Raw genomic sequence first — 26507 nt, 5'->3', positions numbered from 1 at the left:
GAGAGTAATTTTTACCTTCGTTTTAAGAACGAGAGTAATTTTTTAGTATTTTTAGCCTCGTTGTGAGAACAAGAGTAAAATGATTTGCCTTTGCTACCACCCTAAACAGACACAAAATTCAAACTATTGTGAAATCTTCAAAGATTTGCCGGTGTGGATGTTTCGAGATTGGCTCAAAATAAATGACAAGGAGGGTTAACCAAACCTCTCTCTAAACTTAAAACCTATAACTTAAATAAAATCAAACCACCTCATTCTCTTAATCCAATTCTAGAGTCTTTTGGTTATAGTCCAACCCGTTTCTGCATTGCGAATTTCACTGAGAAGAAAATCATACTTTTTTTATTCTTCCGGTTTTCAAGACCTGCTTATTCCCCATTCTTCTTGTATATTTGCCGCTTGAAATTTTTATCGCCCAAGTGCTTTTTTTGGGCCTAACCTTTTGCACTTTTCACATGCAACGCGAAAGAATTGTACCGATTACAATCGAAGACGAAATGAGAGATTCGTACATCGATTACTCGATGTCCGTCATTGTTAGCCGCGCCCTTCCCGATGTGCGCGACGGCCTAAAGCCCGTTCATCGCCGAGTCCTTTTTGGCATGAGCGAATTGGGGCTTCAAGCCGGAAGGCCATATAAAAAATCGGCGCGTATCGTTGGAGAGGTTCTCGGAAAGTATCACCCGCACGGCGACACCGCCGTTTATGATACCATCGTTCGAATGGTTCAAGAGTTTTCGCTCCGCTATCCGCTTATTGACGGGCAAGGAAATTTCGGCTCGGTTGATGGCGATGCGCCCGCAGCAATGCGTTACACCGAAGTCCGCTTAAAGCGAATCACCGCTGAAATGCTGCGCGACCTCGATAAAAATACGGTTGACTTTGCACCCAATTTCGATGATTCACTCGAGGAGCCAACGGTAATGCCTTCGGCCTTCCCGAACCTTTTGGTGAATGGTTCATCGGGGATTGCCGTCGGTATGGCCACGAATATTCCACCTCATAATTTAACCGAAGTCATCAATGGACTCATTGCTTTCATCGATAACCGTGAGATTACGATTGAAGAATTGATGAAGCATGTCAAAGCGCCCGACTTCCCTACGGCCGGAATTATCTATGGATACGGCGGCGTAAAAGAAGCGTTCACAACCGGTCGTGGAAAAATTACGCTCCGTGCCAAAGTGAAGATCGAAGTCAATCAAAAGAACGACCGTGAATCGATTATCATCACCGAGCTTCCTTATCAAGTCAATAAAGCGCGGCTTTTAGAAAAGATTGCTGATTTGGTGAATGATAAAAAATTGGAAGGCATCTCCGGCGTCAATGACGAGAGCGATAAAGATGGCATGCGCGTGGTGATTGAATTGAAGAAAGGGGCTGTCACGCAAGTGGTGCTGAATAATCTTTACAAGCATACGCAAATGCAAGAAACATTTGGCGTGATTATGCTTGCGCTTGTTGATGGTGTGCCTCGCGTGCTTAATCTGAAAGAGATGATGCACTATTACATTCGGCATCGCCACGAGATTATTATTCGCCGCACGAAGTTTGATTTATCCGAAGCCGAAAAACGCGCCCATATTCTCGAAGGGCTTAAAATTTGCTTAGATAATTTAGACGAAGTCATTAAAACCATTCGTGCCGCAAAAGACGGCGACGATGCCCGCACCACCTTGATGGAAAGGTTCAAGCTCTCCGAAATTCAAGCAAAAGCAATTTTGGATATGCGCTTGCAACGCCTCACAGGACTTGAACGCCAAAAAATCGAAGACGAATATCGCGAAGTGCTTAAGCTCATCGGCGAATTGAAAGAAATTTTGGCGAACGAAGCACTTCAGATGAAGATCGTAAAAGAGGAATTGATTCAAGTGAGAAAAGACTTTGGCGATGAACGCCGCACAGAGATTATTTATCAGACCGATGAATTTTCGATGGAAAGCCTTATTAAAGAAGAAGATGTGATTATCACCATCACGCATAACGGCTTCATTAAACGCACGCCGGTGGACACCTATCGCCGTCAAGGTCGGGGCGGAAAAGGCATTTCAGGCGGTGCCACCAAAGAAGATGATTTTATCGAACATCTTATTATTGCCTCTACTCATCACTACATTCTCTTTTTTACGACAAAGGGAAAATGTTATTGGCTGAAGGTGTATGAAATCCCCGAAGCAAGCCGCACCGCGCGAGGCCGTTCGATAACCAATATTATTCAATTGGAAGAAGGGGAATCGATTTGCGCGTTTATCAGTGTGAAAGAATTTGTGGAGTCGCAGTTTATTTTGATGGCAACGAAGAACGGCATCATCAAAAAAACGCCTCTTACGGAATATTCAAACCCACGAAAGACGGGCATCATTGCCATCAACATTGAAGATGGCGATTCGCTCATCGAAGCCAAGCTCACGGATGGAAACCATCAAGTTATCTTAGCTAAAAACTCCGGCTATGCGGTTCGTTTCCACGAGTCCGAAGTTCGCCCGATGGGAAGAAATTCGATTGGCGTGAAAGGTGCAGAACTTGATGATAAGGAAGCCATCGTTGCAATGGTGACAACGCGCCACGAAGACATTACGCTTCTTACGGTAACGAATCTCGGCTACGGAAAACGCAGTGCGCTCGAGGAATACCGCATGACACGGCGCGGTGCAAGCGGCGTGATTACACTTAAGGAAAATGATAAGGTCGGCAGCCTTGTCACGATGCTTGAAGTCGCGGATTCCGATGATCTGATTATCGTGACCAACAACGGGATTGTCAATCGGCAGCATGTCGCGGATATTCGGGTAATGGGTAGAAATACCAGCGGCGTGAGATTGGTCAGATTGGAAGATGGCGATACCATCGCTGCTGTTGCTCGAGTTCCGAAAGAGGAAGAAGACGGCAATGAAACGCCTTCTGCTGCACCTGCACCCGAACCCGACGACTTATTTGGAGGAAAGGAATAACCTTCACCAAATTGTTTGAAAGGGGCTTCGTGCCCCTTTCTTTTTTGAACAAATGAATTGAGAATTTTAAGATAAACTCATTTTTATGAGCATTTGGCAAGCAATCATTCTTGGCATTATTCAAGGCCTTACTGAGTTTCTCCCGATTAGCAGCACCGCGCATTTACGCATCATTCCTGCGATTTTGGGGTGGGATGACCCGGGTTCGGCGTTTACGGCGGTCATTCAAATTGGCACGCTTGGTGCGGTCTTCATTTATTTTTGGAAAGATATTCTAACGATTGGCACGGCTTCGCTTCAAGGCGTCGCAAAGCGAAATCTCTTTTACAATCAAGATGCCACGCTTGGTTTTATGATTGTGATTGGTACCATTCCGATTGTCCTTGCAGGCCTTCTTTTCAAAAAACAGATTGATACAACGCTTCGATCACTTTATATCATTAGTTCTGCGTTGATAGTTCTTGCTTTGCTTTTGTGGCTTGCAGAGCAGCTTTTGGCAAAGAAATTGAAAGCGGGAGTTGAACTCAAAAGCTTGGCCTCTCTTGATTGGAAAACAGGATTTTTGATTGGGCTGGCGCAATGTATCGCGCTGATTCCGGGTTCTTCTCGCTCTGGCGTAACCATTACGGCAGGCTTGTATTTGGGGCTTTCGCGCGAAACGGCGGCGAGATATTCATTTCTTTTGTCATTGCCATCGGTATTTGCCGCTGGCATTTATCAACTTTACAAGGAGCGTGAGAGCTTGCTACACTCTTCGGAGAATATTACAGCATTGGTGATTGCTACGGTGGTTTCTGGGGTTGTTGGTTATCTTTCAATTGCATTTTTAATTCAATTTTTGAAAACGCGCACCACCCTTGTGTTTGTCGGCTACCGACTCTTCATTGGCTTTGGGCTTTTAATCCTTTTGAGTTTTGGCACCCTTCAACCCTAACGCTTTGTTTACCAAATTGCAATGGCACAATTGAGGTTTAGTTTTCAAGATCCAAAACCATTTGATGTTGATATCTGCTTTGTTTTTTTTGGCGATATCCGTTTTGATTCAAGGCTTCAAAATATTGTTCGATCATTCACCAAAAATTCCTTTCGCGTTCGGGTAGTACAAGCCGGGGATGAAGACGGGGCGTGGCGATATGAACAAGCTGAGATAATTTCAGTGAAGGTTCCCACGGAGCGGCGAGGCGTTGCGAAGTTTGGTTCATTCTACTTTTCAATTCTCCCGAAAGTCTCTTCAATACTCGCGAAAATTTATTGTGCCGAAGATGTATTCTCGTTGCCGGTTGCGGCACATGCGGCAAAAAAACATCGAGGGGAATTGTTCTATGATTCGCGAGAGATTTACTCGGCGATTGGCGCTCTTTTAGGGAAAAAGGTTCGTCAAAAAATTTGGAGCACGATTGAAAAAAGGTATATCCACAAAGCCTCTGTTTTTTGTACCGGCGATCTCGATGCCGACCTTTTAGCCACGAGCCTTTCCATCGAAAAACCCGAGGTCATCTACAATTACCCGAATCTTCAACCCATCAAGCGAACAAACTTACTCCGTCAGAAATTATTTTTGGAAGACTCAGCTACCCTTCTAATTTATCAAGGCATGATTTCCGACGGGCGTGGGCTTGAGATAATGATTCGCGCAATGCAATCGCTCCCTTCAACTTATTATTTTGTGCTCTTCGGTGATGGCAATTTGAAATCTTCGCTTCAGCAATTGGTTGAATCTCTTTCGCTTTCGGAGCGAGTTTTCTTTGCCGGTAAAGTCCCGTATGAAGAATTGCTTGATCATACAGCTTCCGCCGATATTGGCATTTCACTTATTGAGCCGATTTCAAAAAGTTATGAACTCGCGCTACCCAATAAGCTCTTTGAATATACTTTGGCAGGAATTCCATCGCTTGTGAGCAATTTACCTGCACTAAAAGATACTGTTGAAAAGTATAAGATTGGCAAGGTTGCAGAACATGATTCACCAACTTCAATTATTGAATCGATTCTTCATCTCAACAAAGAAAAAGAATATTACCGCGCCAACTGCCAGAGAGCATCTCGAGTATTAAATTGGCAGGCACAAGAAGTGCGCTTGATTGATTTTTTTAAATCCAAATTACCGCAATGAACCCGGTTGAATTAATTCGAAAAAAACGCGATGGCGGAAAACTAACCGCTGAAGAAATTTCATTTTTCTTTACCGAGTGCCAAAAGAAAAATATCGCTGAATACCAAGCCTCTGCAATGCTGATGGCAATTTTTTTCAATGGGCTAAACGAACTTGAAATGACGGCGCTTTGCCGCACAATGGTTCATAGCGGCAAAGTGGTTGATTTATCATTTCTGAAAATCCCAAAGGTGGATAAGCACTCCACAGGCGGTGTGGGCGATAAAACTTCACTCATTCTTGCGCCTATCGTTTCGTCGCTTGGTGTTGCGGTGCCGATGATTTCCGGCAGAGGGTTGGGTCACACGGGTGGAACGCTTGATAAATTAGAATCGATACCGGGCTTTCGAATAAACCTCTCTGAAAAGGAATACAAGGCGCAGCTCAAAAAGCTTTCGTGCAGCCTTATCGGTCAAACGGAGTCGATTGCCCCGCTTGATAAACTTTTGTATTCACTACGCGATGTAACCGCCACGGTTGAAAGCATACCGCTCATTGCGTCTTCGATTATGTCAAAAAAAATTGCATCAGGGCTTGATTCTCTTGTGTTAGATGTCAAGACGGGTCGTGGAGCGTTTATGCAAGAGTATGCGAAGTCGAAAGAACTTGCAGAGACCCTGATTAAGATTGGAAAAAGTTACGGGAAAAAGGTTTCTGCATTTATTACCGATATGAATGAACCATTGGGCTTTGCCGTTGGCAATTGGCTCGAAGTCCGCGAATGTGTTCGCGCTTTGCAAGGCGAAGATATTGCTGATTTGATGGAAGTGACTTACGCACTTTCCGGTGAAATGCTTCGTTTGGCAGGCAAATGCAAAACCCTTGAAAAAGGGATTGAACTCTCTAAAGACGCCATTCAAAGCGGAAAAGCGTTCGATCAATTTCTCAAAATTGCAAAAGCACAAGGTGGTGATATTTCGCCGCTGATTGATGAAAAAACCTATCCGAAATCTAAGTACACTTCTACGATTTATGCTTCGAAGACAGGTTTTATTGCTTCAATGGATTCGCTTGAAATTGGGCTTGCAGCCATTGAATTAGGCGCAGGTCGCATAAAGAAAGAAGATGCCATTGAGCCAAAAGCCGGAATCATGTTTCTCAAAAAATGCGGTGATAAGGTTCAAGTCAATTCCCCAATCGCTGAAATTTATTCTGATAAGAAATCATCGCTTGAATCGGTCTCGAAGAGAGTTCAAACAGCAATTGCGTATTCAAACAAAATGGTGGCCCCAAAATCCAAGATTTTGGAATACCTGAAGTAAACCTTTTCGTCAACTGAAATTCAAATCAAAAAAATGCCTGTTTGGTCGCTCATACCCTTTATAGTGATGCTCGGTTCAATCGCTGTATTACCACTCATTGCGAATCATTTTTGGGAATCGAACCGGAATAAGCTTTTCATTTCTTTGATTCTTTCATTTCCCATTGCGATATTCCTCATCCTACACGGCGAATTCGTTGCGCTTGAACACGCGGTGCTCTTTGATTATATCCCATTCGTGATTCTCTTGGGAGCGCTTTTTGTCATCACCGGCGGGATTCGAATCACCGGCGATATTGAAGCAACTCCGCAAGCGAATACCGCATTTATGGCTATCGGCGCTTTGCTTGCTTCCTTTATTGGAACCACAGGCGCGTCAATGCTTCTTATACGCGCATTGCTTCAAACCAATCAAGAGCGAAAGTTTAAGGTTCACACGGTGTTATTCTTTATTGGGATTGTGGCCAATTGCGGCGGGCTGCTCACGCCTTTGGGAGATCCGCCGCTTTTCGTGCTTTATCTTCGCGGAGTTCCTTTCGATTGGTTTTTTAAGCTCTTTCCCCTTTGGGGAATTGCGAATGGCGCATTGCTTCTTCTTTACTTTATCATCGATTCCTATTTCCACTCCAAAGAACCGCTCAGCGCAATTCAGCGCGATAGAACTCAGATTCAACCCATCCGTGTGAAAGGAGTGTTGAATTTTGTGTGGCTCTTGGGAGTCGTGCTTTCTGTTGCATTTTTTAACGAGCAATTTCTTCCTCACCTTAAAGCGCTGCTTGTTCTAAAATTTGGCCGCGAGTTTCTTATTCTTCTCTTTGCAGGTCTTTCGATGTATTTCACTGAAAAAAAGCTGAGAATCGATAACAACTTTTCTTGGGCGCCAATCTTAGAAGTTGCCTATTTATTTCTTGGAATCTTCATTACAATGATTCCCTGCATTCTTTTTCTTGAGGCCAACGCGAAGTCGATAGGCGTAGAAAGCGTTCGAGCTTTTTATTATGCGACGGGCTCGCTTAGCGCAGTTTTAGATAACACCCCAACGGCAGTGACATTTTACTCATTAGCCTTAGGTCTCGGGTTGCAAGATGCTTCGATGATTGCAGGCGTACCAGACAAAATTCTAGAATCCATAGCAGTGGCATCGGTTTTATTTGGCAGTTTAACTTATATCGGGAACGGACCCAATTTTATGGTGAAAGCAATTGCAGAAGAAAATGGCATTCGAATGCCCGACTTTTTCAGTTATATTTATCGCTTCTCGTTGGTGGCCTTATTACCAATTTTCATACTTTTGCAACTCATATTTTTTTGATTTTTAAGTTTAGAGTGTCTCTTTCCATTTTGCCGATTTTTTCCTTGAAGTGTTTCAACCGCGGGAGTTTCAACAACTCGAAATCGACTCCTTTTTTAATTCTAAAAGGTTTCCTTTTGGTTTTGTTTTTGATTATCGTTACAGGCTCAGGGTGTAATCGAAAAAATTTAATGACCTCGAGCAACAGTACCACGACTGCCGACTCAACCATTCTTCGAAAGTTTGAAATCAGTACCCGAGAAGGCGATATCATTATCGAACTTTTCAACGATACCCCCATTCACCGAGATAACTTCATCAAAATTGCCAATAGCGATTGGTACACGAATACGCAATTTCACCGCGTCGTTCCGGGATTAATTATCCAAGCCGGCGATCCAAAACTTCGTGACCCGCTTGATGAAGAGTTTTTGAAAATGGATAAAATGACTCTGCCGCCCGAAATTAAACACACCCATTTTCGTGGCACACTCGCCGCCGCAAGACGAGATGATGATGTAAACCCTAAGCGTGAATCCTCGGCGACGCAATTTTTCATCAACTTGAACGACAATCGATTTTATGATGGAAGTTATACCGTATTTGGAAGAGTTATTGAAGGAATGGAAATTGTTGATAAAATCAGTATGCTTCCCCGTAATGGTCTCGATAACCCATATAATCCAGTTTATCTGAGCATCAAAGAAATTGAAAACTAACTTTTTTAATCAAATCAAATCACTATGCCAAGTCAATTTGTAATTGAAACCAACCTCGGAAACATCGTCATTGAACTCTTTGATGATACCCCATTGCATCGCGATAATTTCGTGCGGCTTGTTTCTGAAAAGTTTTATGATGGGATTACCTTTCACCGCGTCATTTCAGGGTTTATGATTCAAGGTGGAGATCCGCTTTCGAAAGATCAAACCAAAAAGCACCTTCACGGTACAGGTGGACCAAGCCAAAGAATACCCGCAGAATTTAAACATAAGAATAAACGTGGCATGCTTGCCGCCGCACGCGATGGAAACCCCGCGAAAGCCTCATCCGGCAGCCAATTTTATATCAATGTTGCTGATAACGACTTCCTTGATTTACCGAGCAATGGCTATACCGTTTTTGGAAGAGTTCTTACCGGAATGGATGTTGCAGATAAAATCTCCGTTGCCAAAAAAGATTCTCGCGATAATCCGCTTGAACCGATTACGATGAAAGTTTATCCTTTTGTACAAGCGTAACTTCGCAAAGATTCTCTGAAAATCCTCCTAATTTGGGGGATTTTCATTTTATGAATCTTATCACGATTTTTGAATTGATTTTGAAAATTCAAATAATTATTGTTTTTAGCGTCCCAACCTTTTGAAGCACTTTGAGATTTTTCTAAACAATTATTAACCTTTTTTTTCAAAGTTATGGCTTCTAAACAAACCAAGTCTTCATCAAAACCGGTTAAATCCGTTTCTAACAAGTCGAAACCAAAGGGAACAGCATCGAGTGTTGCAGATCTTATTTCAGGCTTAAAGTCTTTAGCCAAAAATATGTGGTGGTCTTGGAATGTTGAAGCCCAAGAAGTATTTGAAGCGCTTTCACCACGGTTTTGGTCGCTCGATAATCACAACCCTTCTGATATTCTTAACAATGTTTCTGAACAAGAATTACAAGCCCGTTTAAGGGACCCTGATTTTGCAAAAAAAGTTGAAACCACCCTTAAAAACTTCAACGCCTATCTTTCCGATAAAAACACTTGGGCTTCTAAGAATGCAAAGGAATTCTCTAAAAACCCTGTTGCTTACTTCAGTGCCGAATTCGGGTTACACGAAAGTTTACCGATTTACTCAGGTGGATTGGGTGTACTTGCCGGAGACCATATCAAATCGGCTAGCGACCTCGGCTTAAATTTTGTTGGTGTCAGTTTATACTATCGTGAAGGGTATTTTCAACAAAAGCTTTCACACGACGGTTGGCAACAAGAAAATTATCCTTTGTATGCACCGAAAATTCTTCCGTTTGAACTTGTCACCGATTCTCTCGGCAAACCTTTAATCGTGAGTGTTGAAATCGGTCATAGCACCGTTTATTTGCAAGCGTGGGCTGTCCGTGTTGGAAGAGCAACTTTGTATCTATTGGATGCAAATCTCGAGCAAAACGAACACCACTACCGCGACATCACCAGCCGTGTTTATGGTGGCGATTCTACCACACGCATCAATCAAGAAATCGTTCTTGGCATTGGCGGCGTTCGATTTCTTCATGCGATGGGAATCAAGCCCGCCGTTTATCATATGAACGAAGGTCATTCAGCGTTTCTCACACTTGAATTACTTCGCGAAGAAATCCTTTCTGGAAAAGGGTTTGAAGCCGCGAAAAAAGCAGTGAAAGACCAATGTGTCTTTACCACGCATACACCGGTTCCGGCAGGTCATGATCGATTCTCATCCGATTTGATGCACTACTCGTTAGATCTATTTCTCAAAAAGCTCAACATCGGCTTTGAAACATTAATGGATCTCGGCCGAGAAGTTCAAGGCGATAAATCTCAACTCTTTACGATGACGGTTTTGTGCTTGAACCTTTCACGAACTGCAAATGGTGTTTCTGAATTGCACGGCGAGGTTTCTCGTAAAATGTGGAAATCACTTTATGGTGTAAGTGATCAGAAAAAAGTTCCAATTGGTCATATCACCAATGGAATCCATACCTACACTTGGATGGGCGAAAAATCTGTGCATTTTTGGGCGAGAAAATCAAAAGGCGATTTGGCGTTTTTCACTGATCGAAAAAAATTGAAATCGTTGCTTGATTCCATTAGCGACGAAGAGTTATGGGCTCATCGTTATACACTTCGCCGCGATGTCGTGGAGTTTGTTCGTCAAAGGCTCGATATGCTAAATCATAACCATATTCAGCAGCTTAGTTTAGGTGAAGAGCGAGTGATGTCTCCGGATGTACTCACCATTGGTTTTGCAAGACGCTTTGCCACCTACAAACGCGCCCCGCTCATTTTTTCAGATTTAAAACGCATTGCTGCAATTATCAATAATCCACAGCGTCCGGTTCAGATTATCTTTGCCGGGAAAGCCCACCCCAAGGATAATGGCGGAAAAAAATTCATTCAAGATATCTTCAACATCACCCGAATGACTCCGTTTTTGGGAAAAGTCGTTTTCCTTGAAAATTATGACATGAATGTCACTCGTCAGTTAATTTCAGGGGTTGATGTTTGGCTGAATAATCCCCTGCGCCCACTTGAAGCAAGCGGCACTTCTGGGCAAAAGGTCATCGCTCACGGTGGATTAAATTTCAGCGTCCTCGATGGTTGGTGGCGAGAAGGATACAATGGCAAAAATGGATTTTCAATCGGTAAGGATGAATCGATTGAAGATCAAGAGGCACAAACTCACCTTGATGCACTTTCTCTTTACGATACGCTCGAAAATCATTTGGTACCAACATTTTACAATCGTGATAAGAATGGAATTCCAAAAGAATGGATAAAAATGATTCGCCAATCCATTGAAACACTTCTTCCGGTTTACAACACCCATCGGATGGTTTCGGATTATATTATGAAATACTATAAATCAGGAGCTTCAAAGAAGTAAGTTGTAAGTTTCATTCTATAAAAAAGCGCGTCGATTCGATGCGCTTTTTGACTTTAAAGCTTTACAGCGCTTTCCTCCCGTGAAGCCAAAAAACTTTTGTATTTTTGCTTGCCCAAAGTGGGAAAAAAACAATATTCAATATCCTTAAAAGTTGAGGAACCAGTTATGTCAGTAAAAGTTGGAATTAATGGCTTTGGCCGTATCGGCCGCCTCGTGTTTCGCGCAATTGCCGAGCAGGGCTTGCTTGGAAAAGAGGTCGACGTCGTTGCCGTCAATGACCTTGTGCCGGCCGATAATCTCGCTTACTTGGTAAAATATGATTCAACGCAAGGCGGTTACAAAGGAACCGTAACAAGCGAAAAATCAAAACCCGAATTAGCAGAAGATGATACCCTTGTTGTAGATGGTCACAAAATTAAATGCTTGGCCGTCAAGGAAGGACCAGCCGCACTCCCTTGGAAAGACTTGGGGGTTGAAATCGTCATCGAATCAACAGGCCTATTTACCGAAGCCGAAAAAGCAAAAGGTCACATTACCGCAGGCGCAAAAAAAGTCATTATTTCAGCACCTGCTAAAAATGAAGACATAACGGTTGTTATGGGTGTTAATCATGAAAAGTATAACAGTGCCAATCATACCATTATTTCAAATGCAAGCTGCACCACCAATTGCTTAGCCCCGGTTGTTCATGTGCTCTTGAAAGAAGGCTTTGGTGTTGAAGAAGGATTAATGACAACGGTTCACTCTTATACTGCCACTCAAAAAACTGTTGATGGTCCTTCCAAAAAAGATTGGAAAGGCGGAAGAGCAGCATCCATTAACATTATACCTTCAACAACTGGAGCTGCTAAAGCAGTTGGTCTTGCAATTCCGGAAGTCAAAGGAAAACTTACTGGGATGAGTTTCCGTGTACCAACACCGACAGTATCGGTGGTTGATCTCACAGTTCGCACGGTAAAAGAAACATCGTATAAAGAAATTTGTGCAGCAATGAAGCACGCCAGCGAAACTTATTTGAAAGGAATCCTTGCCTATACTTCTGACGAAGTGGTTTCATCCGATTTTATTCACGATACCCACTCAAGCATCTTTGATGCCGGTTCAGGAATGGAATTAAATAGCCGCTTCTTTAAGCTTGTCAGCTGGTATGATAATGAATGGGGCTATTCAAATCGTGTGGTTGATTTACTGAAATACATTACAAAATAAACAATGGTATTGTGTTGAAGGCAGGTTTACCTGCCTTCTTCCATTTTCAGAACCCCGCATATTTTTACTTTTTTTTCCAACACACTTACTTCGATCTCATTTTCAACTTCATTTATTACCTCTCCATCAAAATGGATTCGATGCTTTGCTGAACTCATGACCTTTACCGACTTTACTTGATGATAGTGAAGTCCTTTATGAAAGAGATGCGTTCCTTTAAGAAATCGAATAATCCAAAGTGGGAGTTTCCAGAGTGGAAAATGAAGCAAGATTGATACATCTACAACGCCATCATCAATTTTTGCTTCCGGCGCAATCCTAAACTTTCCTCCTTCAGTATGTCCATTCCCAATACAAATCGCATAAACTTTTTCTTTGATCAACACCGTCTCACCTTCTTTTGTGGTTAATAGAATTTGCATCTCTTGCGATTGGTGCTTCCAAACCGTTTTCAGTAAGGCATATACATAAATCAATTCTCCTCGTAAATATAGCTTTGCCTGATTAGCATAGAATGCAATCTCCCCGGTCAATCCTATTCCCATCGAGTTTATAAACCGGCGATCATGTGACTTTCCATTCACAAAAAACTTTGCCTCTCCTAAATCACAATGTTTCCCATTTATCAATTTTTCTGGATCGATACGGGTATGAATAGATTCCTTTTGATGAAAATTTTTTGCGAAATCATTGCCTGAACCAATCGGCATCAAGAGTATTCCTGTCGTAAGATTATTGACTTCCCATTTTTGAATTGCTTCACTAATTGTCCCATCACCCCCTGCCACACCAACCAACATAATTCCTTCAGACTTTTGAGAGATTTCTTTCATCAATGTCGTTGCGTCACCCACGTTTTTCGTAGGAAAAAGTTCAACTTCCTCATTTTCACTTAACTTTTGAATTTTACCAATTGAATGGCCTCCGTTCGCAGTGGGATTGACAATAAATGGAATTCTTTTTTTCACTTATTTTTGAATGAATTCGATTGAAATAAGCTTCTTTAGGTTTGTTGATTAATCATTCTTAGAAACCGAAACAGCCGTTTTAATAGCTAATTATCAGTCTTTTGGGGTTTTAAGTTAATGTGTAAGTCTTAACATATTCAAAAGGAATATCATAAAAGCCACTGAAAGATGAGTAATTTTAAGAGATGGTACAAGCCCATTGAAAGTCTTATCAAAAATGAACAGTAAATCAAAATTCCTTTCGTTAGTGAAATGGCTTTTTGATTCATTTTTGAAGGAATCAAAACGAAAATAATTTTATCGCTGTTGTTTGTAACTGTTTAGTAGTTCTCGATTGAGTAAGTTCACCAATCGATGTCTTTTCATACATCAGGTTCCCTTTTGGGGTTCATTAACAATAAATTTCTACACATATTATGGATAAATCATCGCTTAAGCTTGCGGGTGCAGCAATTGGTGGTGCATTGGTTCTTTTCGTTTTGTACCTCGTCTCAGGGCTTTCTCTTGCTCCGGAAGGTCAATCCGTAGGCATCGTGGTTAATAAAGTGGGAGGTTCATTTTTCCGATGGGTATTGCTCTTAGCGGGTGCTGGTTGCACGCTTTGGGTTATGGGAAAAATGTCTCAACAAATTAACTCTGGTTGGTTTTTGCCAATCATTTTAGGAGCTGTTTTTTCGGTGTTCGCTGCTTGGATTTTCATCGCTACTTCAACTCGTCCGGCAGAAGCCGATGTACGTCTTTTGAAGAATGGCGATTTCGCACCAAGAACAATGAAGCAATTTAATGGTGAAGAAGAAACTCCTGCCGCGGTAGAAACGAAAGCCGAAGTAAAAGCGCCTGAGTCACTTTCTTCTGTTGATGCAGCTAAAAAGGAATTTGATGAAATCGTTTCAAAGTATGATTTCACCGAAAAGTATCGCTCTTTTGATGCAACCATTAATTCAGAATCAAAGGTAACTGAGTTTGTTACGGCAATGCTCAATTCAAAAAATTCAAAGGGTGAAGCGATCAAGGTTTCTGATGAAGATGCTTTCAAAATACGAAACTACTTTGTTCAAGAATTCCGCAAACGAGAAGAGTCGAAATCAGCACCGGCAGCTGAACCAACTTCTTCAGCCGACCCTGCACCGGCTCCTGAAGCTCCCGCAAGTGAACCTGCAACCGTTGAGGCACCGGAAGCAGAGCCTGCCACGGCTGTTACTGTCGCATCAACCGAAGCTGGTGCAGATGATGCCGCTCTATATAAAAAGAAATGCGCCGCTTGTCATTCTCTTACCGCAAATATGGGGAAAATGAGACAAAAGCACATGAAATCAGATGAATCAGCACTTAAGCTTGTTCAATGGATGCAGAAGCTCGCAAAAAATGATCGCTCCAAATCAATTTCTGATGATGAAGCGAAAAAAATTGCCGCATTTATTCGTACACCCGGCGCAAAATTGAACTAATTTTCACACTTAAAGCGGGTTTTCTTGTCAGGAAGCCCGCTTTTTATCTTCTACTTTTTTTGTAGTGAGTTTATCATCGAACCTTTCCTCCGTTTCCCCAAAAGTTTCCATTATTGGAGCCGGTGTTATTGGACTTTCAATTGGATGGAGACTCCAAAAAATTGGACTTCATACGCAAATTTTTGATACTTCCGAACACGGAAAAAATGCTTCTTGGGCAGCCGCAGGGATGCTCGCGCCACAAGCAGAAGTTGGATTCGAAGAAATTCCTTTCCTGAAATTGGGGGAAGAAAGTTTATCACTTTATCCAAAGTTTTTAGCGGAATTGTATTATGACTCGGGAATCTCGGTTGATTTTGATACTCGCGGAACTTTAATGGTTTCGCTCGACCGTGATGATAACCAATGGCTAAAGCGGCTTTTTCAATTTCGTCAAGAAATCGGCCTGCCCGTTGAGTGGCTTTCAGGTGAGCAAGCAAGGGAAAAAGAACCGTTGCTCTCTCCAAAAGCAGTCTCGGCAATATGGTTCGAGCGTGATGGACAAATAGATAATCGCCAACTTCTTGATGCATTACGAATTGCTTACTTGAAACTTGGTGGGATCATCAATTCCAATGCCAAAGTCACCAAAATTCTTCTTGACAGAGATCAACAACTGAAAGCTCTTGAAGTTGCTCGTGGAACAAATGAAAAAGAAGAAATTAGTACTTCTTCCGTCATTCTTGCTGCTGGTGCTTGGTCAAACCTTATCGATGGTTATGAATTCAAGTTCCGTCCTCCGGTTAGACCGGTAAAAGGTCAAATCCTCACTCTTAAAATGAATTCCGATTCAACGCTTTCGAAAGTTATCCGCACTGCTCGTTGTTACTTTGCTCCTAAGTTAGATGGACGGTTGGTACTTGGTGCCACGACTGAAGATAAAGGCTTTGACACAACAAAAACAGCAGGAGCTGCTCTTACATTGCTTGAGGAGGGATTCGCAGCAATACCCGCCATTTATGAAATGGAACTCATTGAGCATTTAACGGGCTTTAGACCCGGAAGTCGTGACAATGAGCCAATGATAGGAGAAACGGGAATAGAAAACCTTCTTTTTGCAACCGGCCATTATCGGCACGGCGTGTTATTAACACCCATAACTGCGCTATTTTTTGAAGAGTACTTTAGAAACCTCCTTACGCTTTCACAATTTAACCTTCCTTCCGCCCTTTTCCAGCCTTTTTCACCTAAACGATTTCTTCAATCACAGATTCATTAAAATTTTAGGGGAATTCTCTTTTTAACTAAAATTTTTCGTAAATTTGTATCCAATTGCCTTGATACTGTTATTGATTCAATAAAAGTATCAACCCTTTTATTGTTTCGGCGCGAATAAAAAAAAGCACATTTTAAGATTGTAGGTGGAATTACATCTACGATATTCAAAGATTTGATGTATTAATTCTTGTAACTTTAATTATTCTATGGAAGATATTCTGATAATTGGGACTTTCATCCTTTATGGGTTTTGTTTATTGATTATCTCTTTTTATGTCATCGGCCAACTCACATTAGCACATTTTGCTTATAAAAGCCGATATGAAAATCGAAATCTCAAAAAGGATCTCGACTTTCAAAATCATGAATCAATTCCATTTGTAACCGTTCAATTACCTCTTTTCAATGAACGATATGTTGTTGAACGCCTTATCGATTCAGTTATTCAATTTGACTACCCACTTTCTCGTTTTGAAATCCAGATTTTAGATGATTCAACCGACGATACGACGGAATTTATTCGTAGAAAACTCCAACACATTTCCATTCCGGGGCTTCAGATTTCACACATTCACCGAACCGACCGAACAGGGTTTAAGGCGGGGGCTCTCCAAGAAGGTTTAAAAGTAGCAAAGGGAGATTTAATTGCCATTTTTGATGCGGATTTTGTTCCTTCTGCTGATTTCTTAAAAAACGTGGTGCCTCATTTCACAGAGAATAATGTGGGAATGGTTCAAGCACGATGGGAACATTTAAATCGTGACTATTCTCTTTTGACAGAGCTTCAAGCGTTTGGGCTTGATGCACATTTTCTTGTTGAACAAACTGCACGGAATACAGCCGGTTTTTACATTAATTTTAACGGAACGGCTGGCATTTGGAGGCGTTCCTGTATTGATGACGCCGGTGGCTGGGATAGCGATACACTGACTGAAGATCTCGATCTCAGTTACCGCGCTCAAATGAAAGGCTGGAAATTTAAGTTTGTAGAAGATGTTTATGTACCCGCAGAACTTCCTGCTGACATGAATGCCTACAAAGCACAGCAATTTCGCTGGTCAAAAGGTGCCATTGAAACTGCCAAAAAACATTTTCTTACAGTCTGGAATTCGACACTTCCGTTTTATTTGAAATGGCAATCTTCACTCCACCTTACGGCGTGTATCACCTACCTCTGTATTTTGCTCTCGGGTATTTTAACAGTACCGTTAATGTTTATCAAAAACAATTATGATGGTTTTGATGCCGTTTTTATCCTTCTCTCCGTTTTCTCTCCCGGAATTATTTTTACATTGATTTTCTTTTCCGCTTCAGTCACGAATCCTTTTGCACACAGAAACTTTACCATCAGTCAATTTTCTCGATTATTTTTTAGTTATATGGCCTTTTCAATGGGTATGGCTGTTCATAATACATTCGCGATTATCCAAGGCTTTATGGGTAAAAAAAGCAGCTTCGTTCGCACGCCTAAATTTGGATTGCAACAGGCTGGTGATTCAATGAATAAGAAAACTTACCGTCCAAATAAAATTGCTTGGTCAACTATTGTGGAATTGGTTCTTGTTGTCTATTTCACATTTGGCGCTGCAGTCGCATTGGATTATGAGGAATTAAGTTTACTTCCCTTTCAAATTCTTTTTGCATCAGGTTTTTTGATGGCATCATTTTTTTCATTACGAGATATGAAATGGGATATGCCGGAAACTTTACAAGTACTGAAGAACTCAATCTTAAAGTCTCTTGTTAATTCTGGTATTCTTAGTGAAACACAGCGAAAATCCTAGTGTTTACATTGTCTCACAGTTTTTATAAATATTGCGAAATGTTACAAAACAAATCCTTTTTTCGTTTTTTTCCATTTTTCGTATTGGCAGCTGTTTTTGTGATTTCCTGTTCCCATAAAGATCCACAAAAAGCAAACATTGAGGAAGCAAAAACTGATACAATTAAAGCGAAGAAATCGGTATTCCAAAAAGTATCCAAAACAGATGCCGAATGGAAAAAGCAATTGACAGTCATGCAGTATTATGTGACCAGAAATAAAGGAACGGAACCTCCTTTTTCAAATGCTTACAATGATAATCATGAAAAAGGGTTGTATGTCTGTGTTTGTTGTTATCACCCCTTATTTAGCTCAGACCAAAAATTTGAATCAGGGACTGGATGGCCGAGTTTTTGGAGACCCGTTAGTGACAGTTCAGTTTATGAAACAGGGGATTACAGTCTTGGCATGATTCGCAGCGAAGTTCTTTGTGCCAAATGTGACGCTCACTTGGGTCATGTATTTGATGATGGCCCAAAACCAACGGGGCTTCGGTATTGTATGAATTCCGCCTCCTTGTATTTTCTAAAAAAATAACAAATACCCCCTTTTTTTCTATTCTATCTCTCTGACTCCACACTTCCCTAAACTTAGCATACTTCTTTTTATTTCCATCCTTTCCGTTAATCCTCATTTAGGGAAGTCCATTCTTCTATCCTGTTGATTTCGATCTTATCATTTGGTTTTATTTAATATCAATCACTTAGTAACCCCAATTTGCTATTATTTATGAAATTTAAGTATTCCTTTTATTATTTAATCTTAAATGAGAGAATTCGCTTAATTAATTCGGTTAATAATTTTTCTATTAAATAAATAAGGCGTTCAATTGAACGCCTTATCTTAAATCTCAACTCGATTTATCGAATTCTATGTTCTTTATTTATCTAAAAGGAATACAAAATTATAAAACAACTTTTGGTTCCTTTAATGAAATTTTCAAAGCTCTCACGCCAAGAATTTTACTTCCCCGGATCGACTCTGTGTTGCTTGTACCGGGTTGTAGATTGAATTCTTTCACATAATCGATTTGATAACCGCACCAATTCCACATCGTTGCAATTTCTACAAATCCGCTTGCCGCTTTTTTGTAATCATTTCTAATTTCAACGACCATTGATTGATCGGTAACTTGTTGATAGCGGAAATAAATTAAGTCTTGACGACCATCTTTCAACTGAACCCAATCGCTCCAAGCACCAGCCGGTTTTGTAGAATTTGTAAAACCGTAGTTTCCCGAAATGACTACTGCAAGTAGCAGAATAGCGAAGAATTTTGTTACACTTTTCATACGAACTTCTCCTTATTTCAATTATATTGTGCTTTAAATGCTTGCCTTAAAAATAATTGGTTTATTAAGGCATTTAATGAACTTATGATGCACAAATATACGCCCGAATTATGTTTTTGATGGCAATTTTGTTTTTTTTATCAATTAAATCTTATTGATTATCTTAAATATATGGCAAACTATTTTTCTCTAAAAAAGTGCGCTTTTTTGAAAAAAATGAGTAAAAAAAACACAATTTTATTAAATTTTATTTTATCATTAATCATAAGTTTACTTTATTTTTTTCTAATTTTTTTTAAAGTAACATTAATCGAGAATAAAGGTGATTCAAGATCAGCTTATAAGTCTGTTTAATTTTAAAGGGAAGATTTCAAAGTGATGCACTTCTTTGAGACATAAAACGCTCTAAAAAATCACTTTTTGTTCTATATTTACATATAACCTAACTTTATTGCGATCGATATGAATTATGAATTGGTTGTAGGGCTTGAAGTTCATTGCCAATTAAATACCAAAACCAAAGCATTTTGTGCTTGTTCGACAGAATTCGGCTCACCGGCGAATGTAAATGTGTGCCCAGTTTGTTTGGCTTTACCCGGTGCGCTGCCTGTCTTGAACAAATCAGTTGTTTACTCTGCAATTAAACTTGGACTTGCTACGGAATGCCATATCGCACCTTCTTCGATTATGGCACGCAAAAACTATTTCTATCCTGATTTACCTAAAGGGTACCAAATCTCCCAATACGATGAACCAATATGCTCTGAAGGCGTTGTCAGATTTGAATTAGATAAAGAAAAAAAGAGCGTAAAGTTGGTTCGAATTCATATCGAAGAAGATGCTGGAAAATCAATTCATGATATTGGCGAAGAAACCTACATAGACGCAAATCGATGCGGCGTTCCCCTTCTGGAAATCGTTTCCTACCCTGACATTCGAACCACAAAAGAGGCAAGTGCTTATCTTCAAAAAATTCGTCAAATCGTTCGATACTTGGGAATTTCTGATGGAAATATGGAAGAGGGTTCTCTTCGTTGTGATGCCAACGTTTCCGTTCGTCCCTTTGGAGCTTCTAAGTATGGCACTCGTGCAGAAATTAAAAATATCAATTCCTTTAAGAATGTTGAAAAGGCGATTGAATTTGAGATGAAACGTCAAATTGAACTTATAGAAAAAGGCGGGACGGTTGTTCAAGAAACTCGGCTTTGGGACGCAGATAAACAAGAAACTCGTTCAATGCGCTCTAAAGAAGAAGCGCATGACTATCGCTATTTCCCAGAACCTGATTTGGTTCAAATCATTGTTAATGATGAACTTCTCGCAGAGGTTAGAAAAGCACTTCCCGAAATGCCTGAAGTTCGTGCGGAGCGATTTGTTCGAGAGTACAAGTTACCGGCTTATGACGCTGATGTTTTAACCGTTGACCGCCAAATTGCAGATTACTTTGAAGAAGTCGCTGCGGTTTGCAATGACCCGAAAATGGCATCCAATTGGGTAATGGGGGAAGTGATGAGAACTCTCAAAGAAAAACTTATTGATATAACTTCATTTACATTGGACCCAAAGCGGCTTGGGGAGTTAATTAAACTTGTGAAGCTTGGGGTTATCAATGGGAATACCGCAAAAGAAGTTGTTTTTATTAAATTACAAGACGAATCCTTAACCCCGCAAGAGATTGTCAGCAGAGACGGTTTGGCACAGGTATCTGACACTTCAGCAATTGAAAAGGAAATTGCTGAGGTACTTATCGAAAACCCTTCTCAATTGGCGGAGTATCGCTCAGGGAAAAATAAGCTTTTCGGATTCTTTGTTGGCGAAACAATGAAACGAATGAAGGGAAAAGCGAATCCGCAGGTTATCAACGATATTTTAAAAAAGAAATTGGAATCGGCATCATGAAAGTCAGTGATAAGTTAAAAGATTTAGGGATAGAATTGCCCTTACCCGCTAAGCCCCTCGCAGCCTATGTTCCTGCAGTAATTACGGGAAACTTGTGTTTTACTTCTGGCCAATTGCCTTTGATCAATGGAACGCTGTTAGAAATGGGCGGTAAGGGAATGGTTGGAAGTGTTGTGAGTAAAGAAGATGCAAAATTAGCGGCAAGAGTTGCAGCACTGAATGCTTTAGCAGCGGCTGCGGCAAAAGCCGGAAGCGTGGACGCGATTAAAGCCGTTGTTAAAGTCACCGTTTTTGTTGCAAGTGCCGAGGGATTTCAAGAACAGCCGTTTGTTGCCAATGGTGCGTCTCTTTTCTTTTCTGAAGTTTTTGGAGAATATGGGGCTCATGCCAGAAGCGCTGTAGGTGTAAAGGAATTACCACTTGGAACAAGTGTTGAAGTTGAAGCAATCTTTGAACTGAACTAATTCATTTTTATGAAAAAAGCATTACTTATTGGAGGCGGAAGTCTAACGCTTATTGTGATTCTAGTTTTATCTTTTCTCTACTTCGGAAATTACAGCACTGGTGTTCGGGCGGGAACTGTTGTTAAAGTGAGTAAACGAGGTTACCTCTTTAAGACTATGGAAGGTCAACTAAATTTAGGGACATTTGGCGCTTCAAATAACTCATCCTCTCCCGTTTCCCAGATATTTGAATTTTCGATTGCTCCTAAACATGAAGATGTTTATAAAAAACTTGAAGAAGCAGCCCTCACAGGAAAACGCGTAAGAATCGATTACGAAGAAAAATACACCACTTTCTTCTGGGTTGGCGAAACCGCCTATTTTGCTACAAATGTAACAATTGAGCCATAATGCAATGAGCCACAATGATGTGGCTCTTTAGCTTTTCTTCAAATAAGTTTCCTTGATTTACTTCGCCTCAGCTTCTACTGTGGCAATAGCATTTAGCGCAACAGTTAATTCTGATAGTAAATCAGCTTTATCTTCGATTCCTACAGATAACCGAATCAAACCTTCAGTAAGCCCCAACTTTAATCTCCGTTCAATCGGAACAGCCACGTGGGTCATTTCCCAAGGGTAACAGACCAGACTTTCAACGCCGCCTAAACTTTCAGCAAATGTGAAAAGATGAAGATGCTTGATAAATCCCTCAACATTCTCTCTTGATCCCAAATCGATCGATACAATTCCGCCAAATCCTTTTGGTGTTTGGCGTTTGGCTAATTGATGAAATGGATTCGTTTCAAGCCCGGGGTAATAAACCGCTTGAACGGTGGGATGAGATTGAAGAAATTTTGCAACCGATAAGGCATTATCGCAATGACGCTCCATTCGAATCGCAAGTGTTCGAATCGATCTCAAAAGTAACCAACAATCGAAGGGTGATGGAATTGCACCTGCGGCCTTTTGGTTGAAGAAAAATTTCTTGAATAAATCTTCACTGTTCGTCATCAGCGCACCGCCAACGATATCGGAGTGACCACCCAAATATTTTGTGGTACTGTGCAACACCACATCTGCCCCAAGGAGAAGTGGTTGTTGAAGATAAGGGCTTGCAAAAGTGTTATCTACCGAAAGTAAAATTGCTCTTTTCTTTGCAATCAATGAAACCGCTTGAATATCCGTTAGGCGAAGCATAGGATTGGTGGGCGACTCCAAGTAAATCATTTTGGTTTTAGGGGTTATTGCTTCTTCAATTTCTTCAATCCTTGTGGTATCCACATAGGCGAATTCAATTCCATATTTTGCGAGCACTTGATTGAAATAGCGAACTGTTCCGCCGTAGAGATCGTCTCCGGCTATGATATGATCGCCCGGCTCAAAAATGCTCATTAACCCGGCTAATGCAGCTAAACCTGAACTAAAGGCATTGCAAAAAGCGGCCTCTTCAAGGCTTGCAAGAGCACCTTCTAATTGTGCTCTTGTGGGGTTCTGAGCACGTGAATACTCAAATCCACCTCTTGTTGTGTTAATACCGTCTTGTTTAAAGGTAGTGGCGGTAGAAAGCAATGGAACAACAGCACCGGTCTCTTTATCCGGTTCTTGGAAGACATGAATTGATTTTGTCGAAAAGCCCAAGGGTTGAATGATCTTATTTGAGTTGTCCATTGAATTAAATTTCTTGATCGTTATTTTTTATTTGCTTTTTTTCAGCTTCTCTTTTCTTTTTTTGACCGTATGTTTCCGACTCTTTATCAAAATTAAACCTCGAAAAAAATCGAGCATTGGGTTGAAGCAAGTAAATAATCGCCGTCCCGATTAGTACAGCGAAACCAATAGCAAACCACTCCATCATGTTCTCCGTTACAAATTAAGTAGCAATAACTTCAGCGTCTAAAAAAGTGCCAATGACATTTAAGTCAGAATCAATGGCGGTTAATTGAACAGGTTTTCTTTTTCGAATCAAGTGCTCTTTTGCCCACGCTCTACTTGGTACTTCAACCCCAACCCTTAGATAATTAGGGGTATGACCAAAGCAAAGCGTCTTTCCTTCAACCTCAGAAAATCCAATTTCAGAATTTAATTCAGTATCATCTGAGAATTCATTTTCAAAAAGCACTTCATCAATTTGATTGATGAATCTTGACACATATTGCTTCCATTTGAAATATGAGAGCTCTGTCAGTTTCTGATTTCGAGCTTTTTTTACTTCTGGGCGAATATCTTCAAATATGTTCTCATCGATGAGTTCAGCCGCATTGGTATTAGGCCGTTTCGAAAAGGTAAACACATGCAAATAAGAGATCGGAAGAGACTGAATAAATTCAAAGGTCTCTTCAAAATGTGCATCGGTTTCTCCCGGAAATCCCACAATCACATCAGCACCAATACATACATTCGGGATTTTATTTACCACTTCGAAGACACGTTCTTGATAAAGTTCTTTGGTGTATCGGCGGCGCATTCTTTTTAAGATTTCAACAGAGCCGGATTGCATTGGAAGATGAAAATGAGGCACAATTCGCTTTGATGATGATATGAAATCAATCATTTCAGAGGTTAAAAGATTGGGTTCAATCGAACTGATTCGAATTCGAGGAACTTCCACTTTTTCAATTTCTTTAAGAAGATCAAAAAAAGTGTATAGGCCTTCTGTGCCATCAGGCAGATTTCCAAAGTCTCCAATGTTGACACCCGTCAGCACGATTTCTTGATAACCCGCCTCCTTTAGAAGGTTCGCTTGAAAAATAATTTTATCGATTGATTCAGAGCGGCTTTTGCCTCGAGCAAGCGGAATGGTGCAATAGGAACAAGTGTAATTACACCCATCTTGAACTTTGAGGTAAGCCCGCGTTTGGTCTTTTGAATTTTCAAGTGAAATGCTGTGTCCGAATCCAAATCCTGAAACTGTTTCGATATCGCTCACAAGAATTTTGGTCTCGCCTGTTTTTTCAAAATCACCAAGAAGTGAAGCCATTTCAAATTTTTCTTTTGCCCCGAGAACCGCATCGACCCCTTCAATCGATGCGAGGGCTTCAGGTTCTAATTGTGCGTAGCAGCCAACAACCGCCACGAAAGCTTCGGGTGAGGCTTTTAAGGCTTTACGAACCACATTTCGGCACTTCACATTGGCTTGTTCCGTCACACTGCAAGTATTGATAATCGTGAGATCCGATTTTTCTCCAAACGGAACCAACTGATACCCCTTTTGAAGATATTCCTGTGCTAAGGCCGAAGACTCTGCAACATTAAGCTTACACCCAAGTGTGTATGTAGAGATTCGTTTCATTTAAACATTATTTCTTTCCTTTAAATTCAACAAAACAAAAAGAGAACTTCAAATTAAGAAGTTCTCTTTTGTTTACGATTTGAATTCAATTTAATAATACTTCCGCTTTTCCCATCCTGATTCCTGTACTTGAGTATGCCCGTTCTGAGAAGGACTTGCAAGCCCATTTGAATTTGGCTTTTGAGATTTTAACAATACTGACATTGCTGCGATCGCGCGCAACTCTTCCTCTGATGGCGATTCCCTTTTGCGATCATTCCAATAGTTTTGCACAAAATGCGTATCGAATTTTCCGCTTCGAAAGGCCTCGTGCGACAAGGCAAAAAGACAAAATGGAATTGTGGTTTCAACACCGCCAATTTCATATTCTTTAAGTGCACGAATCATCTTGTTCATTGCTTTTTCTCGGGTTGAATCCCACGCACAAAGTTTCGAAATCATTGGGTCAAAGTGGATTAAGATTTCATCGCCTTCCACAACCCCTGAATCGGTGCGAATACCGTTTCCATTGGGCTCAACATAATGCGAGAGTTTACCGATTGAGGGTAAGAAATTATTCTCACAGTCTTCGGCGTATACACGGCATTCAATGGCATGTCCATTGATTTTCACATCTGCTTGAGTAAATGAAAGCGTCTCTCCTTCGGCTACCCGAATTTGCTCTCTAACCAAATCAAGGCCGGTAATCATTTCCGTTACCGGATGCTCTACTTGCAAGCGTGTATTAACTTCTAAGAAATAAAACTTGAGATGTTTATCAACCAAAAATTCACAGGTTCCTGCATTGGTATAACCCACCACTTTTGCAAGGCGAATGGCGCAATCACCCATTTCCTTTCTCATTTCAGGTGTTAGGATTGAAGATGGCGCTTCTTCAATCACCTTCTGATGCCGCCTTTGAATTGAGCACTCGCGCTCATTGAGCCAAACGCCATTTCCGTGTTCATCGAGCATCATTTGAATTTCGATATGGCGTGGGTTTTCAAGATACTTTTCGATAAAAACGCGACTGTCACCAAAAGCCGCTAAAGCCTCTGCTTGTGCAGATTCAAAAAGGCGTTGAAAATCTTCGCCAGATTCCGCCTTTTTCATTCCTTTTCCCCCACCGCCGGCAGAGGCTTTAATCAGTACCGGATAGCCGATTTTATCGGCAACTGACTTGGCTTCAATTGGGTCTGCAATCGCCTCTGGAGAACTTGGTGCAACCGGAACATTTGCTTTGACAGCTAATTTTTTGGCTTCAATTTTATCTCCCAACGCGTGAATGACGGTTGATTTGGGGCCAATAAACTTAATACCATTTTCTTCACATAGTTTTGCGAATCCCGCATTTTCTGAGAGAAAACCATAACCGGGGTGAAGAGCATCGCAACCGGAAAGCTTTGCGATTTCAAGAATCTTCTCTTGTCTTAAGTAGCTTTCGCGGGATGAAACGCCTCCAATACAATACGCTTCATCGGCAAAGCGGTGAAACCGCGAGTTTTTATCTGATTCAGAATAAACGGCAACACTAGGAATGGAGAGTTCTCGGAGGGTTCGAAAGACGCGGATGGCAATTTCGCCACGATTCGCAACAAGCACTTTTTTAATCTTCGGCATACTACAAAAGCCTTTCATGTTG

General features: G+C 41.0%; 22 protein-coding genes. 16 read left to right on the top strand and 6 right to left on the bottom strand.

Annotated features, from left to right (window positions below; genetic code table 11):
* The first annotated feature begins 455 nt into the window (after window positions 1-455).
* From gyrA to gap, 9 genes are all read left to right on the top strand, one after another.
* Window positions 456-2951: a DNA gyrase subunit A gene (gene gyrA / locus SFU91_12305; protein MDX2129807.1), complete on the top strand. Its 2496-nt coding sequence runs from the start codon at window positions 456-458 to the stop codon at window positions 2949-2951.
* Window positions 2952-3036: 85 nt separating this feature from the next.
* A complete protein-coding gene (uppP, locus tag SFU91_12300; GenBank protein MDX2129806.1) occupies window positions 3037-3885 on the top strand; it encodes an undecaprenyl-diphosphatase UppP in 849 nt (282 codons plus the stop codon).
* Between the two features lie 21 nt (window positions 3886-3906).
* Entirely contained in the window at window positions 3907-5064 is a 1158-nt protein-coding gene (locus tag SFU91_12295) for a glycosyltransferase (protein MDX2129805.1), read from the top strand.
* A complete protein-coding gene (locus SFU91_12290; GenBank protein ID MDX2129804.1) occupies window positions 5061-6365 on the top strand; it encodes a thymidine phosphorylase in 1305 nt (434 codons plus the stop codon). Before SFU91_12295 ends, SFU91_12290 begins: the two co-directional genes overlap by 4 nt.
* Before the next feature lie 33 nt (window positions 6366-6398).
* Window positions 6399-7676 (top strand): sodium:proton antiporter, encoded by a 1278-nt coding sequence (locus tag SFU91_12285; protein MDX2129803.1) that lies wholly within the window; start codon window positions 6399-6401, stop codon window positions 7674-7676.
* A gap of 170 nt (window positions 7677-7846) precedes the next feature.
* Complete coding sequence (locus tag SFU91_12280; protein ID MDX2129802.1) at window positions 7847-8374, top strand: peptidylprolyl isomerase; 528 nt, start codon at window positions 7847-7849, stop codon at window positions 8372-8374.
* A gap of 24 nt (window positions 8375-8398) precedes the next feature.
* On the top strand, window positions 8399-8896 hold the full coding sequence (locus SFU91_12275; GenBank protein ID MDX2129801.1) for a peptidylprolyl isomerase: 498 nt from the start codon (window positions 8399-8401) through the stop codon (window positions 8894-8896).
* Between the two features lie 174 nt (window positions 8897-9070).
* Window positions 9071-11260: an alpha-glucan family phosphorylase gene (gene glgP / locus SFU91_12270; protein ID MDX2129800.1), complete on the top strand. Its 2190-nt coding sequence runs from the start codon at window positions 9071-9073 to the stop codon at window positions 11258-11260.
* Between the two features lie 165 nt (window positions 11261-11425).
* Window positions 11426-12469, top strand: a complete 1044-nt coding sequence (gap, locus tag SFU91_12265) for a type I glyceraldehyde-3-phosphate dehydrogenase (GenBank protein MDX2129799.1) — start codon at window positions 11426-11428, stop codon at window positions 12467-12469.
* Between the two features lie 26 nt (window positions 12470-12495).
* On the opposite strand, the gene SFU91_12260 is transcribed toward gap, so the two are convergent.
* Window positions 12496-13437, bottom strand: coding sequence for a YegS/Rv2252/BmrU family lipid kinase (locus SFU91_12260; protein ID MDX2129798.1), 942 nt, complete (start codon window positions 13435-13437; stop codon window positions 12496-12498).
* Window positions 13438-13853: 416 nt separating this feature from the next.
* Here SFU91_12260 and SFU91_12255 point away from each other — a divergent pair, with 416 nt between their 5' ends.
* The 4 genes from SFU91_12255 (at window position 13854) to msrB (ending at window position 18501) form a co-directional block, all read left to right on the top strand.
* Complete coding sequence (locus SFU91_12255) at window positions 13854-14885, top strand: photosystem P840 reaction-center cytochrome c-551 (protein MDX2129797.1); 1032 nt, start codon at window positions 13854-13856, stop codon at window positions 14883-14885.
* A 64-nt stretch (window positions 14886-14949) separates the two neighbouring features.
* Window positions 14950-16143, top strand: a complete 1194-nt coding sequence (gene thiO, locus SFU91_12250; protein ID MDX2129796.1) for a glycine oxidase ThiO — start codon at window positions 14950-14952, stop codon at window positions 16141-16143.
* A 205-nt stretch (window positions 16144-16348) separates the two neighbouring features.
* Complete coding sequence (locus tag SFU91_12245; protein ID MDX2129795.1) at window positions 16349-17926, top strand: glycosyltransferase family 2 protein; 1578 nt, start codon at window positions 16349-16351, stop codon at window positions 17924-17926.
* Between the two features lie 38 nt (window positions 17927-17964).
* Entirely contained in the window at window positions 17965-18501 is a 537-nt protein-coding gene (gene msrB / locus SFU91_12240; GenBank protein ID MDX2129794.1) for a peptide-methionine (R)-S-oxide reductase MsrB, read from the top strand.
* A gap of 367 nt (window positions 18502-18868) precedes the next feature.
* On the opposite strand, the gene SFU91_12235 is transcribed toward msrB, so the two are convergent.
* Complete coding sequence (locus tag SFU91_12235; GenBank protein ID MDX2129793.1) at window positions 18869-19255, bottom strand: hypothetical protein; 387 nt, start codon at window positions 19253-19255, stop codon at window positions 18869-18871.
* 462 nt (window positions 19256-19717) lie between these two features.
* Here SFU91_12235 and gatB point away from each other — a divergent pair, with 462 nt between their 5' ends.
* From gatB to SFU91_12220, 3 genes are read left to right on the top strand one after another with little or no spacing between them, the layout of a single operon-like run.
* The gene (gene gatB / locus SFU91_12230; GenBank protein ID MDX2129792.1) at window positions 19718-21154 is read left to right on the top strand and encodes an Asp-tRNA(Asn)/Glu-tRNA(Gln) amidotransferase subunit GatB; all 1437 of its coding nucleotides are present in this window, start codon (window positions 19718-19720) and stop codon (window positions 21152-21154) included.
* Window positions 21151-21618: a RidA family protein gene (locus SFU91_12225; protein ID MDX2129791.1), complete on the top strand. Its 468-nt coding sequence runs from the start codon at window positions 21151-21153 to the stop codon at window positions 21616-21618. Before gatB ends, SFU91_12225 begins: the two co-directional genes overlap by 4 nt.
* A gap of 9 nt (window positions 21619-21627) precedes the next feature.
* Window positions 21628-22008 (top strand): hypothetical protein, encoded by a 381-nt coding sequence (locus SFU91_12220; protein ID MDX2129790.1) that lies wholly within the window; start codon window positions 21628-21630, stop codon window positions 22006-22008.
* 57 nt (window positions 22009-22065) lie between these two features.
* On the opposite strand, the gene SFU91_12215 is transcribed toward SFU91_12220, so the two are convergent.
* From SFU91_12215 to SFU91_12200, 4 genes are all read right to left on the bottom strand, one after another.
* Window positions 22066-23265 (bottom strand): aminotransferase class I/II-fold pyridoxal phosphate-dependent enzyme, encoded by a 1200-nt coding sequence (locus tag SFU91_12215; GenBank protein MDX2129789.1) that lies wholly within the window; start codon window positions 23263-23265, stop codon window positions 22066-22068.
* Between the two features lie 4 nt (window positions 23266-23269).
* Window positions 23270-23452 (bottom strand): hypothetical protein, encoded by a 183-nt coding sequence (locus SFU91_12210; protein ID MDX2129788.1) that lies wholly within the window; start codon window positions 23450-23452, stop codon window positions 23270-23272.
* A gap of 15 nt (window positions 23453-23467) precedes the next feature.
* The gene (gene mtaB / locus SFU91_12205) at window positions 23468-24886 is read right to left on the bottom strand and encodes a tRNA (N(6)-L-threonylcarbamoyladenosine(37)-C(2))-methylthiotransferase MtaB (protein ID MDX2129787.1); all 1419 of its coding nucleotides are present in this window, start codon (window positions 24884-24886) and stop codon (window positions 23468-23470) included.
* A gap of 90 nt (window positions 24887-24976) precedes the next feature.
* On the bottom strand, window positions 24977-26485 hold the full coding sequence (locus tag SFU91_12200; protein ID MDX2129786.1) for an acetyl-CoA carboxylase biotin carboxylase subunit: 1509 nt from the start codon (window positions 26483-26485) through the stop codon (window positions 24977-24979).
* Between the last annotated feature and the right edge of the window lie 22 nt (window positions 26486-26507).

The organism is Chloroherpetonaceae bacterium, from assembly GCA_033763895.1.
Lineage (GTDB): Bacteria > Bacteroidota > Chlorobiia > Chlorobiales > Thermochlorobacteraceae > JANRJQ01.
This window is presented reverse-complemented; position numbering and strand designations above follow the sequence as displayed.